The organism is Streptomyces sp. NPDC042100, assembly GCF_055582325.1.
Genome location: NZ_JBVJDK010000007.1, coordinates 18660 through 32519, shown reverse-complemented (window position 1 = coordinate 32519; position 13860 = coordinate 18660). Strand labels below are relative to the sequence as shown.

At 72.6% G+C, this 13860-nt stretch carries 15 protein-coding genes; 5 read left to right on the top strand and 10 right to left on the bottom strand.

Annotation, left to right across the window (positions count from 1 at the left end; all coding sequences use genetic code 11):
* Nucleotides 1-43: 43 nt before the first annotated feature.
* The 5 genes from ACZ6J5_RS17195 to ACZ6J5_RS17175 form a co-directional block, all read right to left on the bottom strand.
* Nucleotides 44-1333 carry a DUF6986 family protein gene (locus ACZ6J5_RS17195; RefSeq protein WP_469392233.1) on the bottom strand — a complete coding sequence of 430 codons (1290 nt, stop codon included), beginning with the start codon at nt 1331-1333 and terminating at the stop codon, nt 44-46.
* Nucleotides 1334-1493: 160 nt separating this feature from the next.
* Nucleotides 1494-2456, bottom strand: a complete 963-nt coding sequence (locus ACZ6J5_RS17190) for an electron transfer flavoprotein subunit alpha/FixB family protein (protein WP_469392231.1) — start codon at nt 2454-2456, stop codon at nt 1494-1496.
* Between the two features lie 66 nt (nt 2457-2522).
* Complete coding sequence (locus tag ACZ6J5_RS17185) at nt 2523-3308, bottom strand: electron transfer flavoprotein subunit beta/FixA family protein (protein WP_469392230.1); 786 nt, start codon at nt 3306-3308, stop codon at nt 2523-2525.
* Nucleotides 3309-3517: 209 nt separating this feature from the next.
* Nucleotides 3518-4051, bottom strand: a complete 534-nt coding sequence (locus tag ACZ6J5_RS17180) for a flavin reductase family protein (RefSeq protein WP_469392228.1) — start codon at nt 4049-4051, stop codon at nt 3518-3520.
* A 221-nt stretch (nt 4052-4272) separates the two neighbouring features.
* On the bottom strand, nt 4273-4584 hold the full coding sequence (locus tag ACZ6J5_RS17175) for a TlpA family protein disulfide reductase (protein ID WP_469392226.1): 312 nt from the start codon (nt 4582-4584) through the stop codon (nt 4273-4275).
* Nucleotides 4585-4805: 221 nt separating this feature from the next.
* Here ACZ6J5_RS17175 and ACZ6J5_RS17170 point away from each other — a divergent pair, with 221 nt between their 5' ends.
* Entirely contained in the window at nt 4806-5531 is a 726-nt protein-coding gene (locus tag ACZ6J5_RS17170) for a lysophospholipid acyltransferase family protein (protein ID WP_469392224.1), read from the top strand.
* A gap of 33 nt (nt 5532-5564) precedes the next feature.
* Here ACZ6J5_RS17170 and ACZ6J5_RS17165 read toward each other — a convergent pair whose 3' ends face one another.
* The 4 genes from ACZ6J5_RS17165 to ACZ6J5_RS17150 all read right to left on the bottom strand — a co-directional run bounded on the left by ACZ6J5_RS17165 (nt 5565) and on the right by ACZ6J5_RS17150 (nt 9713).
* Nucleotides 5565-6257, bottom strand: coding sequence for a B3/B4 domain-containing protein (locus tag ACZ6J5_RS17165; RefSeq protein WP_469392222.1), 693 nt, complete (start codon nt 6255-6257; stop codon nt 5565-5567).
* Between the two features lie 176 nt (nt 6258-6433).
* Entirely contained in the window at nt 6434-7513 is a 1080-nt protein-coding gene (locus ACZ6J5_RS17160) for a threonine aldolase family protein (RefSeq protein WP_469392847.1), read from the bottom strand.
* Entirely contained in the window at nt 7510-8271 is a 762-nt protein-coding gene (locus ACZ6J5_RS17155; protein ID WP_469392845.1) for an SDR family NAD(P)-dependent oxidoreductase, read from the bottom strand. Before ACZ6J5_RS17155 ends, ACZ6J5_RS17160 begins: the two co-directional genes overlap by 4 nt.
* Nucleotides 8272-8306: 35 nt before the next feature.
* On the bottom strand, nt 8307-9713 hold the full coding sequence (locus tag ACZ6J5_RS17150) for a DUF6421 family protein (RefSeq protein ID WP_469392221.1): 1407 nt from the start codon (nt 9711-9713) through the stop codon (nt 8307-8309).
* A gap of 269 nt (nt 9714-9982) precedes the next feature.
* On the opposite strand from ACZ6J5_RS17150, the gene ACZ6J5_RS17145 reads away from it, so the two are divergent.
* Nucleotides 9983-10666 carry a glycerophosphodiester phosphodiesterase gene (locus ACZ6J5_RS17145; protein ID WP_469392219.1) on the top strand — a complete coding sequence of 228 codons (684 nt, stop codon included), beginning with the start codon at nt 9983-9985 and terminating at the stop codon, nt 10664-10666.
* A 3-nt stretch (nt 10667-10669) separates the two neighbouring features.
* On the opposite strand, the gene ACZ6J5_RS17140 is transcribed toward ACZ6J5_RS17145, so the two are convergent.
* Nucleotides 10670-11221 (bottom strand): GNAT family N-acetyltransferase, encoded by a 552-nt coding sequence (locus ACZ6J5_RS17140; RefSeq protein ID WP_469392217.1) that lies wholly within the window; start codon nt 11219-11221, stop codon nt 10670-10672.
* Between the two features lie 183 nt (nt 11222-11404).
* On the opposite strand from ACZ6J5_RS17140, the gene ACZ6J5_RS17135 reads away from it, so the two are divergent.
* The 3 genes from ACZ6J5_RS17135 (at nt 11405) to ACZ6J5_RS17125 (ending at nt 13786) form a co-directional block, all read left to right on the top strand.
* Nucleotides 11405-11998 (top strand): DUF5134 domain-containing protein, encoded by a 594-nt coding sequence (locus tag ACZ6J5_RS17135; RefSeq protein ID WP_469392215.1) that lies wholly within the window; start codon nt 11405-11407, stop codon nt 11996-11998.
* A gap of 84 nt (nt 11999-12082) precedes the next feature.
* Entirely contained in the window at nt 12083-13021 is a 939-nt protein-coding gene (locus tag ACZ6J5_RS17130) for a M56 family metallopeptidase (RefSeq protein WP_469392213.1), read from the top strand.
* Nucleotides 13022-13111: 90 nt separating this feature from the next.
* Nucleotides 13112-13786, top strand: coding sequence for a phosphatase PAP2 family protein (locus ACZ6J5_RS17125; protein ID WP_469392211.1), 675 nt, complete (start codon nt 13112-13114; stop codon nt 13784-13786).
* The last annotated feature ends 74 nt before the right edge of the window (nt 13787-13860 follow it).

Genomic DNA, 13860 nt, shown 5'->3' with positions numbered 1-13860 from the left:
AGAGTACGGGGCAGTTGGCGCGAAAACGATGTGTACCGGGAGGTCACTGCGCCTGAGCGGTCAGATCGCCGCGCCGGGGGGCGGCGAAGCGGTCGAGGTCCGTGCGGGTGAGCCCGGTGAGGGCGTCGACCTCGGCGGTGTCGAGGGCGCCGCAGTCGATGCCGCGGAGCAGGTAGGAGGAGAGCGCCTTGGCGGTGGCGGGCTCGTCCATGACGTCGCCGCCGGCGTGGTTGGCGTAGGCGGAGAGGCGCTTGGCGGCGGCCTGGAAGCCCTCGCGGTAGAAGGCGAAGACGGCGGCGTAGCGGGTGGGGATGTGCCCCGGGTGCATGTCCCAGCCCTGGTAGTAGGCGCGGGCGAGGGCGCGGCGGGTGAGCCCGTAGTGGAGCTTCCAGGCCTCGTGGACGTGGGCGGTGGAGCCGACGGGGAGCACGTTGGTGGAGCCGTCGGAGACCCGGACGCCGGTGCCGGCCGCGGCGACCTGCATGATCGCCTTGGCATGGTCGGCGGCGGGGTGGTCGCTGGCCTGGTAGGCGGCGGAGACGCCGAGGCAGGCGCTGTAGTCGAAGGTGCCGTAGTGGAGGCCGGTCGCGCGGCCCTCGGCGGCGTCGATCATGCGGGCGACGGCGGCGGTGCCGTCGGAGGCGAGGATGGCCTGGCTGGTCTCGATCTGGATCTCGAAGCCGAGCCGGCCGGCGTCGAGGCCGTGGGCCTTCTCGAAGGCTTCGAGGAGCCTGACGAAGGCGGTGACCTGCTCGGGGTAGGTGACCTTGGGGAGGGTGAGGACGAGCCCGTCGGGCAGGCCGCCGTTCTCCATGAGGCCGGTGAGGAAGACGTCGGTGGTGCGGATGCCCCGGTCGCGTACGGCGGACTCCATGCACTTCATCCGGATGCCCATGTACGGGGCGGCGCTGAGGTCCGCGTACGCCTCGGTGATGATCCGCGCGGCACGGGCGGCGTCGTGGTCCTCGTCCGTGCCCCCGTAGCCGTCCTCGAAGTCGACGCGGAGGTCCTCGATGGGCTCGCGCTCCAGCTTGGCGCGGACGCGGCCGTAGACGTCCTCGGCGAGCTCGTCGGAGAGGCCGAGGACGCCCGCGAAGGTGGCGGCGTCGGGGGCGTGCTCGTCGAGGGCGGCGAGGGCCTGGTCGCCCCAGGAGCGGATCGTTCCGGCGTCGAAGACGTTGCCGGGGACGTAGACGGTGTGGACGGGCTGACGGGTGCCGGGGTCTCCCGGGTAGCGCCGGTCCAGCTCGGCGTCGACCGTGGCGAGGGAGGCGCTGATCTCCTCGCTGACCGCGCCCGCGAGGCTCGTCGACACCTTCTCCTGCTGACCCATCCCAGATCCTCCTGTTTTCCGCTGCACGGAATCAACAATCCGTATAGCGAAGTTAATGTCCCGGCCGGACCCGCGTCAATGGCTGTCCGAAACGACCGGGGGCCGCGCGGTGAAGATCACCACGCGACCCCCGGACCGTAGAAGAACCGCAGGTCAGCCCTTAGCCCTTGCGGGCCTTGACCTCGTCGGTCAGCTGCGGCACGACGTCGAACAGGTCGCCGACGACGCCGTAGTCGACCAGGTCGAAGATCGGGGCCTCGGCGTCCTTGTTGATGGCCACGATGGTCTTCGAGGTCTGCATGCCCGCGCGGTGCTGGATCGCGCCGGAGATGCCGGAGGCGATGTACAGCTGCGGCGAGACCGACTTGCCGGTCTGGCCGACCTGGTTGGAGTGCGGGTACCAGCCGGCGTCGACGGCGGCGCGGGAGGCGCCGACGGCGGCACCGAGGGAGTCGGCGAGCGCCTCGATGACCCCGAAGTTCTCGGCGCCGTTGACGCCTCGGCCGCCGGAGACCACGATCGCGGCCTCGGTCAGCTCCGGGCGGCCGGTCGACTCGCGCGGGGTGCGGGCGACGACCTTGGTGCCGGTGGCCTGCGCCGAGAAGGAGACCGCGAGGGCCTCGACGGCGCCGGCGGCCGGGGCGGCCTCGACGGCGGCCGAGTTCGGCTTGACCGTGATGACCGGGGTGCCCTTGGAGACGCGGGACTTGGTGGTGAAGGAGGCGGCGAACGCGGACTGCGTCGCGACCGGGCCCTCGTCACCGGCCTCCAGGTCCACGGCGTCGGTGATGATGCCGGAGCCGATGCGGACGGCGAGGCGGGCCGCGATCTCCTTGCCCTCGGCGGAGGACGGGACGAGGACGGCGGCCGGGGACACGGCCTCGTAGGCGGCCTGGAGCGCGTCGACCTTCGGGACGACGAGGTACTCGCCGAACTCGGGGGCGTCGGCGGTGAGGACCTTCACGGCACCGTGCTCGGCGAGGGCCGCGGCGGTGTCGGCGGCGCCGTTGCCGAGCGCGACGGCGACGGGCTCGCCGATGCGGCGGGCCAGCGTGAGCAGCTCCAGGGTGGGCTTGCGGACGGCTCCGTCGACGTGGTCGACGTAGACGAGAATCTCAGCCATGGGACTTCAATCTCCTGCGGAAGAAACGGGGACGGCCTGAGGGGTCGGCGCGGGGCGCCCGGGCCCCTAGATGAACTTCTGGCTCGCGAGGAACTCCGCGAGCTGCTTGCCGCCCTCGCCCTCGTCCTTGACGATCGTGCCCGCGGTGCGCGCCGGGCGCTCGTCCGCCGAGTCGACCTTGGTCCAGGAGCCCTCCAGGCCGACCTCGTCCGCCTCGATGTCCAGGTCGGACAGGTCCAGGGACTCCACCGGCTTCTTCTTGGCGGCCATGATGCCCTTGAAGGAGGGGTAGCGCGCCTCGCCCGACTGGTCGGTCACGGAGACCACGGCGGGGAGGGAGGCCTCCAGCCGCTCGGAGGCGGTGTCGCCGTCGCGGCGGCCCTTCACGGTGCCGTCCTCGACGGAGACCTCGGAGAGCAGCGTGACCTGCGGGACGCCCAGGCGCTCGGCGAGGATGGCGGGCAGGACGCCCATGGTGCCGTCGGTGGAGGCCATGCCCGCGATGACGAGGTCGTAGCCGGTCTTCTCGATCGCCTTGGCGAGCACCAGCGAGGTGCCCATGACGTCGGTGCCGTGCAGGTCGTCGTCCTCGACGTGGACGGCCTTGTCGGCACCCATGGAGAGCGCCTTGCGCAGCGCGTCCTTGGCGTCCTCGGGGCCGACGGTCAGCACGGTGACCTCGGCGTCGTCGGCCTCTTCCGCGATCTGGAGCGCCTGCTCCACCGCGTACTCGTCCAGCTCGGACAGCAGGCCGTCGACGTCGTCGCGGTCGACGGTCAGGTCGTCCGCGAACTTCCGGTCGCCGGTGGCGTCCGGCACGTACTTCACACAGACAACGATCCTCAAGCTCACGCCGGCTCTCCTACTGCATCGTCATAACTGGGCTGCCTTGTTGCTCGCAGCATAGGCGCCTGAAGGGCGGGTTTCCGGTCGGGGATCCGGACACTGCCGAACGCCCCGACCGAAATATTACTCGCCAGTACACCCAGTTCGTTACCAGTAAGCAAGCGCTCAGCCGTGTGACCTTGCCAACGCGTCCGGACCGGCCCGCGCGGGAACTCTCAGTCGCGCAGCGCGTTGAAGCGGCCCTGGTGGTAGAGGAGCGGACGGCCCGCCCCGGCCGGGTCGCCGGCCACCGCCTCGGCTATCACGATCCGGTGGTCCCCGGCCGGGACCCGGGCCACCACCCGGCACACCAGCCAGGCCAGCACGCCGTCCAGCACCGGCACGCCCTCGGGGCCTCGGCTCCACCGGGTGGGAGACCCGAAGCGGTCGGCGCCACTGCGGGCGAAGGTCGCGGCGAGCTCCGCCTGGTGCTCGCCGAGTATGTGGACGCCGATGTGCTCGGCCTCGGCCACCACGGGCCAGCTGGAGGAGCCGGTGCCCACGCCGAAGGAGATCAGCGGCGGTTCGGCGGCGACGGAGTTGAGCGAGGTGGCCGTGAAGCCGACCGGGCGCTCGCCGTGCGCGGTGATCACCGCGACACCGGCGGCGTGCTGACGGAAGACGGAGCGGAGCAGGTCGGGAGAGGCGGGCCGGGGTGCGCCGAGAGCGGGGAACGTCGGAAGCGTGCGGAGCTCGGGCGAGACCGTCATGGAATTGTCCTTCTGCGAGGGCGGCGTGAGAGGAGTCGCGGGGTGGTCAGACACCCGGACAGCGCGCGCTCGCGTTGCGGGCCAGGTCCACATGGGCCCGCCCGTAGAGAAGGAGTTCCGTGGGCACTACGCCAGACTGACGATCGTTGCCGCGTGCAGTCAAGTGCGTACCGCGATGTGGGAGATGTGTCACCGCGTCAGGGACGGGGCCGCACACCCCGTCAGACCGCGCGTCCGAGCGCGGCGATGACGTCGGCCCGGCGGGGCTGCCCGGCGGCGCGCCGCACGATCCGCCCGGAGCGGTCGAGGACGAGTACCGTGGGCGTACGGACGATGCCGAGCGCGCGCACCAGGTCCAGGCGCTCCTCCGCGTCGATCTCGACGTGTCCGACGCCCTCCACCATCGCGGCCACCTCCGCGAGGGTCCGGCGGGTGGCCCGGCAGGGCTGGCAGAAGGCGGTGGAGAACTGCACCAGAGTGGCTCGCTCCCCCAGCTCGGCGCCCAGCTCCGCGGCGCCCACGACATCGGTCATGTCCTCTGCTCCTCCTGTGGTCCCGCCAGGTGCAGCGTCCCAGGTAATCGAACGATTCCCGCCACGAGCACCCGGAGTGACGAGAATCTCCCCGTACGAAGCCACCTGGACTGGTCACGGGGGCCCACATGGGGCACCATCTGCCCAAAGCCGGAAACCTACGGCCGCGTAACTTCGCCGGGAGAACCCTCCCCAGGCACTGACGAAGGGGTTCGTCCCAGATGGCAGAGCTCGTCTATCGGCCGGTCATCGGCGCCGCACTCACCATGTTCAAGGCGCTCGACCTGAAGATCGACACTCAGGGTTCGCAGCACATCCCCCGCGAGGGCGGGGCGGTGATCGTCAGCAACCACATCAGCTACCTGGACTTCATCTTCACCGGCCTGGCCGCGCTGCCGCAGAAGCGCCTGGTGCGCTTCATGGCCAAGGAGTCGGTCTTCCGGCACAAGGTCTCCGGCCCGCTGATGCGCGCGATGAAGCACATCCCGGTGGACCGCGCCCAGGGCGAGCACGCCTACGAGCACGCGCTGCGCTCGCTGCGCGCGGGCGAGCTCGTCGGCGTCTTCCCCGAGGCGACCATCTCCCCGTCCTTCACCCTGAAGAGCTTCAAGTCCGGCGCCGTGCGCCTGGCGCAGGAGGCCGGCGTCCCGCTGATCCCGGTGGCGCTCTGGGGCACCCAGCGGATCTGGACCAAGGGCCACCCGCGCAACTTCAAGCGCAGCCACATCCCGGTCACCATCCGCGTCGGCGAGCCCCTGGAGGCCCCGGCCGACCAGTACGCGGGCGCCCTCACCCGGCGGCTGCGCGAGCGCGTCCAGGAGCTGCTGGAGGCCGCCCAGCGGGCGTATCCGGTGCGCCCCAAGGACGCGGGCGACACCTGGTGGGTGCCCGCGCACCTCGGAGGCACGGCGCCGACCCCGGACGAGGTCAGGGCCGCCGAGAAGTAGTCCCGCGGCGGCCCCGGCCGCTCCGGCGAAACGTCACTCCGGGTCGCGGACCGTGATCCGTGCCCCGGGGCTGACCTTCTGCAGCGCCTCGGCGAGCTCCTCGCCGGCCGCGCGCAGCTCGTCGAGCGTCATCGGCACCAGCGACTCCAGCAGGAAGATCGCGTCGGTGGTGTCGTCCTCGATCCGGGTGCGCGGGCCCTGGCGCCAGTTCCAGCGACGGCAGGTGACACCCGCCTCGTCGCACCAGACGACCTCGCCCGGCTCCGGGTGCTCGACGCTCTCCTCGCCGCCCGCGACGGTGACGAACTCCTCCTCGCCGGTCGCCCGGACGAGCCGCATGGAGCCCTGGATCTTGTTCAGGTCCTCGCCGCCGACCGGGATCAGGTGGGCCACGCTGATCGCGTTGTACGCGTCCACCAGCCGGTTGATCCGGGGCAGCCCGCCGTCCGCGAGCGCGCGCTTGGCCAGCGCCTCGGCGGAGTTGCGGGTACGGGAGGGCTTGGCGCCGAACGCGGAGTAGGCGGCGCGCCAGGCGGCCACGTGCGGGTCCTTGTCCGGGGCCTGGCCGTCCAGCCGCTCGGCGAGCCGGCGGGCGGCCTCGTCGAGCAGGGCCGAACTGGTCTCGTCGCTGGGCCCGTTGACGAGTCCGCGCGCCTCGACGGCGAGGTGGGTGAAGCCGGGTACGAGGGTGCGTACCTCGTCGGAGACGGTGAGCGTCAGGGTCATGGTCCGCCGTTCGGTGTTCCGGGTCTCAGAGCGTGCGGTTCAGCATAGAGCACCGGATAATCCACTTCACTGGACTTCCGCCGGAAGTGCGGGGGGGGGATGACGGAACGGCCGGGCGGAAGTGTGTCACCTCCGCCCGGCCGTCGGCCCGGGAGCCCCTCGGGGCCCGCGCGGGACTACCGCGCCATCTCTTCCTTCAGCGCCTGGAGGAAGCCGTCGACGTCGTCCTCCGTGGTGTCGAAGGCGCACATCCAGCGCACGTCGCCGGCCGCCTCGTCCCAGAAGTAGAAGCGGAAGCGCTCCTGGAGCCGTCTGCTGACCTCGTGCGGCAGCCGCGCGAAGACCGCGTTGGCCTGGACCGGGTAGAGGATCTCCACCCCGTCCACGCCGCGCACGCCGGCCGCGAGGCGCTGGGCCATCGTGTTGGCGTGGCGGGCGTTGCGCAGCCACAGGTCCTTGGCGAGCAGCGCCTCCAGCTGGACGGAGACGAAGCGCATCTTGGAGGCGAGCTGCATGGACAGCTTGCGCAGGTGCCTCATGTGACTGACGGCGTCGGGGTTGAGCACGACGACGGCCTCGCCGAACATCATCCCGTTCTTGGTGCCGCCGTACGAGATGACGTCCACGCCCGCCGCGCTGGTGAACGCGCGCATGGGCACGTCGAGCGAGGCGGCGGCGTTGGCTATCCGGGCGCCGTCGAGGTGGACCTTCATGCCCTTGGCGTGGGCGTGCTCGACGATGGCCTTGATCTCGTCCACGGTGTAGACGGTGCCCAGCTCGGTGTTCTGGGTGATCGAGACGACCTGGGGCATCGCCCGGTGCTCGTCCTCCCAGCCCCAGGCCTGCCGGTCGATCAGCTCGGGGGTGAGCTTGCCGTCCGGGGTGGCCACGGTGAGCAGCTTGAGGCCGCCCATCCGCTCGGGGGCACCGCCCTCGTCCACGTTGATGTGCGCGGACTCGGCGCAGATCACCGCGCCCCAGCGGTCGGTGAGCGCCTGGAGCGCGGTCACGTTGGCCCCGGTCCCGTTGAAGACCGGGAACGCCTCGGCCGAGGGGCCGAAGTGGCTGTGCATGATCCGCTGGAGGTGGTCGGTGTACTGGTCCTCGCCGTAGGCGACCTGATGGCCGTCGTTGGCGAGGGTGATGGCCGCGAGGACCTCGGGGTGCACTCCGGCGTAGTTGTCGCTGGCGAAGCCCCGGACCGACGGGTCGTGATGACGACGGGCGTCGGTCTTCGGGCCCAGGGCCGCGGTCACGGCTTGGGGGTCAGCCACAGGCGCTGTCCATTCACTTCCTGTGCGGGCCGGTCCCACAGTCCGGCGATGGCCTCGGCCAGGTCCTTGACGTCGGTGAAGCCCGCGAACTTCGCATTGGGGCGTTCGGCGCGCATGGCGTCGTGCACCAGTGCCTTGATCACCAGGATGGCAGCCGCCGCCTGGGCGCCGTCGTCGCCCCCCGCCTTGCGGAAGGAGTCGGCCATGGCGAGGGTCCACGCCTCGGCCGCCGCCTTGCCGGCGTTGTACGCGGCGTTGTTGGCGACCGGCTTGTGCGCGCCGACCTGGCTGACCAGGGCGTAGCGGCCGCGGCCGCCGCTGCGCAGCAGGCCGTCGTGGAAGGCGAGCGAGGTGTGCTGGACCGTGCGGATCAGGAGCTTCTCCAGGAAGTCCCAGTCCTTGAGGTCGGTCTCGACGAAGGACTGGCTGCCGCGCCAGCCGCCGACCAGGTGCACCAGGCCGTCGATCCGGCCGAACTCCTTCTCGGTCTTCTCGGCCCACTCCCTGGTCGCGGCCAGGTCGAGGAGGTCGACCGTGTCGCCGACGACCCGCGCGCCGCCGTGGGCGTAGCGGGCGGCGTCGACGGCCTCCGCGAGGCGGGCCGGGTCGGCGTCAGAGGCGACGACCGTGGCGCCGGCCTCGGCGAGGCGCAGCAGGGTCGCCCGGCCCGCCGGGCCGGCCGCTCCGGCGACGGCGATGACGGCGCCGTCGAGGGGCCCACCGTTTCCGTTGGCGTTCATGGGCGCCGCCTCCTCGGTCTGCTCGGTCGGCTCGGTCACGCGGCGGCCCGCGCGGGGTCCGAAGCGCTGGTGGCGGTGATGCCCTTGGTCGCGGCGATCACGCCCTTGAGCTTCTTGGCGAGGGCCTCATAGAACATGCTGAGCGGAAACTCGTCCGGAAGCACGTCGTCGACGAGCTTGCGGGGCGGCAGGCTCAGGTCGAGGGCGTCAGGGCCCTTGGCCCAGGTGGAGCCGGGGTGCGGGGCGAGGTAGGTGGAGACGAGCTCGTACGCCTTGAACCAGTGGACCAGCTTCGGACGGTCGATGCCGTCGCGGTAGAGCTGCTCGATCTCGCCGCAGAGACGGTTGGTGACCTCGGGCGCCCGCTGCCAGTCGATCTTCAGCGTGTTGTCGGTCCAGCGCACCACGTCGTGCTTGTGGAGGTACGCGAAGAGGAGCTGGCCGCCGAGACCGTCGTAGTTGCGGTTGCGGTCGCCGGAGAGCGGGAAGCGGAACATGCGGTCGAAGAGGACCGCGTACTGCACGTCGCGGCCGTGCTCGTTGCCCTCGGCCTCCAGCTTCACGGCCTCCTTGAAGGCGGTGAGGTCGCAGCGGAGCTCCTCCAGGCCGTACATCCAGAACGGCTGGCGCTGCTTGATCATGAAGGGGTCGAAGGGCAGGTCGCCGTGGCTGTGGGTGCGGTCGTGCACCATGTCCCACAGGACGAAGGCCTTCTCGCAGCGGTCCTGGTCCTGGACCATGGCGGCGATGTCCTCGGGCAGCTCGATGCCCAGGGTGTCGACGGCGGCCTCGGTGACCTTGCGGAAGCGGGCGGCCTCGCGGTCGCAGAAGATGCCGCCCCAGCTGAAGCGCTCGGGGGCCTCGCGGACGGCGATGGTCTCGGGGAAGAGGACGGCCGAGTTGGTGTCGTACCCGGCGGTGAAGTCCTCGAAGGAGATGCCGCAGAACAGCGGGTTGTCGTAGCGGGTGGCCTCCAGCTCGGAGAGCCACTCGGGCCACACCATGCGCAGCACGACGGCCTCGAAGTTGCGGTCCGGGTTCCCGTTCTGCGTGTACATCGGGAAGAGCACGAGGTGCTGGAGCCCGTCCACGCGGTTGGCGGCCGGCTGGAAGGCGAGCAGCGCGTCGAGGAAGTCGGGGACCGCGAAGCCGCCCTCGGCCCACTTGCGCAGGTCGGCGACGAGCGCGCGGTGGTACTCCGCGTCGTGCGGGAGCAGCGGGGAGAGCGCTTCGACCGCGGCGACGACACGCGCGACGGTCCGCTCGGCGTGGGCGAGGGCGGGGGCGCCCTCGGCCCGGAAGTCGATGGAGCCGTCCGCGCTCTGCCAGGGGCGGAGCTCCTCCACGGCATTCTTGAGCTCGGGCCAGGCAGGGTGGTCGACCACGGGTGCGTCGGTGGATATCCCCCCACCGGTCGCGTCCTGCACAAGAATTTCCGTCATTCCTCTTCCTCCACAGGAGAACCTCACGTCAAGACACCGTAACCATCGGCGCTTCTCGGCCACAAGAGGGGTATGGGAAATTCTCCTGCCAAACCCCCTGATCGACCGCCCTTTTTCCTGTCTACTGGGGTTGACACTCAAGAAATGCGGCGTTCCGCCGGGTCACCGGGGAGAGACGGCCCAGCGATTAGGCTGCCTCGGGCACCAATCGACCGGGCAAAGGTCCGCGCCGGGCGCGGACTCCGCCGGACAAGGGAAGCGAGAAGGTCTTGGGTTTCCTCACCATCGGTCACCGCGGGGTCATGGGCGTCGAGCCCGAGAACACCCTGCGCTCCTTCGTCCGGGCCGAGCGGGAGGGCCTGGACCTCATCGAGCTCGACCTGCACCTCAGCAAGGACGGCGCGCTGGTCGTCATGCACGACGCCGAGGTGGACCGCACCACCGACGGCAGCGGCCCGATCCACGAGAAGACCCTGGCGGAGCTGCGCGAGCTCGACGCGGGCGCCGGCGAGCGGGTGCCGGTCTTCGAGGAGGTCCTGGACGCCGTCGGGACGCCGCTCCAGGCGGAGATCAAGGACGTGGCGGCGGCCCGGACGCTCGCCGGGGTGTTCCGCGCGCGCGGGCTGGCGGACCGGGTCGAGGTGATCTCGTTCCACGACGAGGCGCTGGCCGAGACGCGCGCCCTCGTCCCCGGGGTGCGCACGGCGCTGGTCGCCGGGCGGCGCCAGTCGGAGGCGGTGGAGCGGGCCCTGGCGGTGGGGGCCGGGGCGCTCGTCCTGGAGCTGCGCTTCGTCAGCCGGGACACCGTGGCGCGCGCCCACGCGGCGGGGCTGCGGGTCACCGCGTGGACGGTGAACACCGAGGACGAGCTGCGCCTCGCGTACGCGCTGGGGCTCGACGGGGTGACGACCGACGAGCCCGCGATCCGGGCCTCGGTCGCCCGCACCGCCTGAGGGTCAGCCGAGCTCCTTCACCAGCAGCTCGAAGCGCAGGTCGTCGCGCTGCGGCAGGCCGAAGCGCTCGTCGCCGTACGGGAAGGGGGTCATCCGGCCGGTGCGGCGGTAGCCGCGCCGCTCGTACCAGGCGATGAGCTCCTCGCGCACCGAGATGACCGTCATGTGCATCTCGGTCACGTCCCAGAGCTCGCGCACCCGGCGCTCCGCCTCGGCGATGATCTGCCGGCCGAGGCCCGCGCCCTGGAGCTCCGGGCGGACCGCGAACATGCCGAAGTAGGCCGCCTCGCCTCGGTGCTCCAGCTGGCAGCAGGCGACGAGCTCGCCGTCGCGCTCGACCACCATCAGCCGGCTGCCGGGCGTGGTGATGACCGCCTCGACGCCCTCGGCGTCCGTCCGCCGGCCCTGCAGGATGTCCGCCTCCGTGGTCCAGCCGGCCCGGCTGGAGTCGCCCCGGTAGGCCGACTCGACGAGCGGCACGAGCGCCGGGACGTCGCCCGTCACGGCGTCGCGGTAGGTGATCCGGCCGGTGTGCTGGGACGCGGCGGTGTCCATGTGTACGGGGCTCCCCTCGGGCGCTGACGATCGGCGGGCGCGATCCCCCCGAGCCTAGCGCGCGCCCCGCACTCCCCCTCGTACACCCGTGCGCGGCCGTGCGCCCGCGTGGGCGGGACGGGGGCCGGGCATCCCCCTCTGCGGACGGGGAGGGTTCGCGGTCGGCGAGGAGGGAGGTCCGCCATGCACGGACCGGCGCTGTCCGGCTGGCTGCTCGTGGTGCTCTGCGCGGCCGGCGGGGCGTACTGCCTGCTGCGGATGCGCCGCAGCTCCGGGGAGGAGCGGCGGGCCGCGGGCGGCGAGGCGGTGATGGGCTTCGGGATGGCCGCGATGGCGCTGCCCGCCACGGTGGCGGCCCCGCCGGAGTGGGTGCTGCTGGGGTATGCGGCGGTGTTCGGCGTCGCGGCCCTGCTCGGGCTGCTCGGCGCGCTGCGCGGCGGCGGCCACCACGTGCACCACCTGGTGGGCTCGCTCGCGATGGTCTACATGGCGGTGGCGATGGTCGCGGCGCCCGGCGCGGGCGCGCACGCGGGGCACGGGGGCGCGGCGGCGGACGCCGGAGGCGCGGTGGCGGACGCCGGGGGCGTACCCCTGCTGACCGGGGCGCTGCTCGCCTACTTCGGGGTGTACGTGCTGCGGTCGGGCACGCGCCTGGTCCCGGTCGCGGCTCCCCCGGGCACCGGCGGCGCGGCGCGGGCGGCCGCCGGTGCCGAGCTGACGCTGGTGTGCCGCCTGTCGATGGCCCTCGCGATGCTCGCGATGCTTCTTACGCTCTGAAGGGCGGGCGCGGCAAACGTGGCGTGCGTCACTTGATTGACGAGGGCATACCCCGGCGTGGTACCCGCTCCATAAGGTGGCGCCATGTTGGTCTCCCTCGCGCTGCTCGCGCTCGGCGTCCTGACCGCCGCCGTGGCCCCGCGGCTCCTGTCCCGGGCCGACTGGGCGGAGCGGGAACCCGTGGTGGCGCTGTGGGTGTGGCAGTGCGTCGTGGCGGCGGTGCTCGTCAGCTTCGCCCTGTCCATGACGTTCAGCGCCTCGGCCGCCTGGCAGGCGGTGCGCGGGCAGGTCTTCGCCCCCGCGCCGCACGCGGTGATCGAGGCGTACGAGCTGGGCACCGGCGGACCCTGGTCGGCGGTGCTGGCCGTGCTGCTCGCCGCCGCCGGGCTGTGGAGCGGGGCGATGCTGGGCCGCGAGATCGGCCTCGCCCGCGCCCGCCGCCGGCAGCGCCGCTGCGAACTCCTGGTGCGCGCGCCGCTGTTGCCCGGCGAGGAGGCCTCGGACGGCGGGCGCCTGGTGATCCTGGAGGGCGAGCGGGCGGACGCCTGGTGGCTGCCGGGCGGGGCGCCGCGCCTGGTGATCACGACGGGGGCGCTGCGGCGGCTCAAGGGGCGGCAGCTCGACGCGGTCCTCGCGCACGAGCAGGGCCACGCCCGGGCGCGGCACGACTGGCTGCTGCACTGCTCGGGCGCGCTGGCCGAGGGCTTCCCGGGGGTGCCGGTCTTCGCGGCCTTCCGGGGCGAGATGCACCGGCTGGTGGAGCTGGCGGCGGACGACGTCGCCTCGCGTCGCTTCGGGCGGCTGACGATCGCGCTGGCACTGGTCGAACTGAACGAGGACCGGGGGGCGTTCGGCCCCGCGCCGGGTCCCGGGACGGGGCTGCCGCAGCGCGTCGACCGGCTGCTGGCCGCGGCACCCCGGCTGACCGCCGCCCGTCGGCTGCGCCTGACCGCCGTGGCGGCGCTGGTGCCGGTCTTCCCGGTCCTGGTCGCCTTCGTGCCGGCGCTGCGCGCGCTGAACTAGCCGTCGCCTCCCGGCCCGGCGCGCGGCCCCGACCCGCCGGGGCGGGGCCGGGCGCGGGACCGGGTGGGGGCGTCGGGCAGGATCGGGGCCATGCGCATCTCCGCCGTCGTCTCCGGTGCCCTGGCCGTGCTGCTGCTCGTCCTGGTGGCCGTGGGGTGGCCACCGCTGCTCTCGTTCGACCGGGACGTCGCCGAGGCCCTGCACCGCAGCGCGGTCGCCGAGCCCGGGATCACCCATCTCAACCGGATCCTGACCGACTGGGTCTGGGACCCGTGGACCATGCGCGCGCTGGCGGCCGTCGCCGTCGGCTGGCTGTGGTGGCGGCGCGAGCGGCTGCTCGCGCTGTGGGTGGCGGGCACCAGCCTGTTCGCCGTGGGCCTCCAGCAGGCGCTGAAGGCGGCCGTGGACCGGCCCCGGCCCGTCTGGCCCGACCCGGTCGACTCGGCGCACTTCTCCGCGTTCCCGTCCGGGCACGTGATGACGGCGACGGTCACCTGCGGGCTGCTGCTGTGGGTGCTGGCGCTGCACTGGACCGAGACCCGGCGGGGCTGGGGCACGCTCGCCGGGGCCGCCCTGGTGTCGGTCGTCGGGGTCGGCTGGACCCGGGTGTACCTGGGGGTGCACTGGCCCTCGGACGTGCTGGGCGGCTGGCTCTTCGGCTGGGCCTGCGCGGCCGGGTCGATCGTCGCGTACCGGGCGGTCGAGCGGCGCCGGCGCCCCGGCCCGGAGGCGGACGCCGGGAGCATCATGGGAGAGAGGCGTTGAAGCCGCCTGTCCTGGACGATCCCCCGCGTCGCCCAGAACAGACGGCATGTCCCGCTTCGGGCCACGAGGGCACG

Excerpts from the sequence above, each read along its gene's own strand:
- ACZ6J5_RS17155 (WP_469392845.1), bottom strand. The coding sequence starts at position 8,271 with ATGAACGCCAACGGAAACGGTGGGCCCCTCGACGGCGCCGTCATCGCC.
- ACZ6J5_RS17195 (WP_469392233.1), bottom strand. The coding sequence starts at position 1,333 with ATGGGTCAGCAGGAGAAGGTGTCGACGAGCCTCGCGGGCGCGGTCAGC.
- ACZ6J5_RS17170 (WP_469392224.1), top strand. The coding sequence starts at position 4,806 with ATGGCAGAGCTCGTCTATCGGCCGGTCATCGGCGCCGCACTCACCATG.
- ACZ6J5_RS17125 (WP_469392211.1), top strand. The coding sequence starts at position 13,112 with ATGCGCATCTCCGCCGTCGTCTCCGGTGCCCTGGCCGTGCTGCTGCTC.
- ACZ6J5_RS17140 (WP_469392217.1), bottom strand. The coding sequence starts at position 11,221 with ATGGACACCGCCGCGTCCCAGCACACCGGCCGGATCACCTACCGCGAC.
- ACZ6J5_RS17175 (WP_469392226.1), bottom strand. The coding sequence starts at position 4,584 with ATGACCGATGTCGTGGGCGCCGCGGAGCTGGGCGCCGAGCTGGGGGAG.
- ACZ6J5_RS17180 (WP_469392228.1), bottom strand. The coding sequence starts at position 4,051 with ATGACGGTCTCGCCCGAGCTCCGCACGCTTCCGACGTTCCCCGCTCTC.
- ACZ6J5_RS17150 (WP_469392221.1), bottom strand. The coding sequence starts at position 9,713 with ATGACGGAAATTCTTGTGCAGGACGCGACCGGTGGGGGGATATCCACC.
- ACZ6J5_RS17190 (WP_469392231.1), bottom strand. The coding sequence starts at position 2,456 with ATGGCTGAGATTCTCGTCTACGTCGACCACGTCGACGGAGCCGTCCGC.
- ACZ6J5_RS17165 (WP_469392222.1), bottom strand. The coding sequence starts at position 6,257 with ATGACCCTGACGCTCACCGTCTCCGACGAGGTACGCACCCTCGTACCC.
- ACZ6J5_RS17135 (WP_469392215.1), top strand. The coding sequence starts at position 11,405 with ATGCACGGACCGGCGCTGTCCGGCTGGCTGCTCGTGGTGCTCTGCGCG.
- ACZ6J5_RS17130 (WP_469392213.1), top strand. The coding sequence starts at position 12,083 with ATGTTGGTCTCCCTCGCGCTGCTCGCGCTCGGCGTCCTGACCGCCGCC.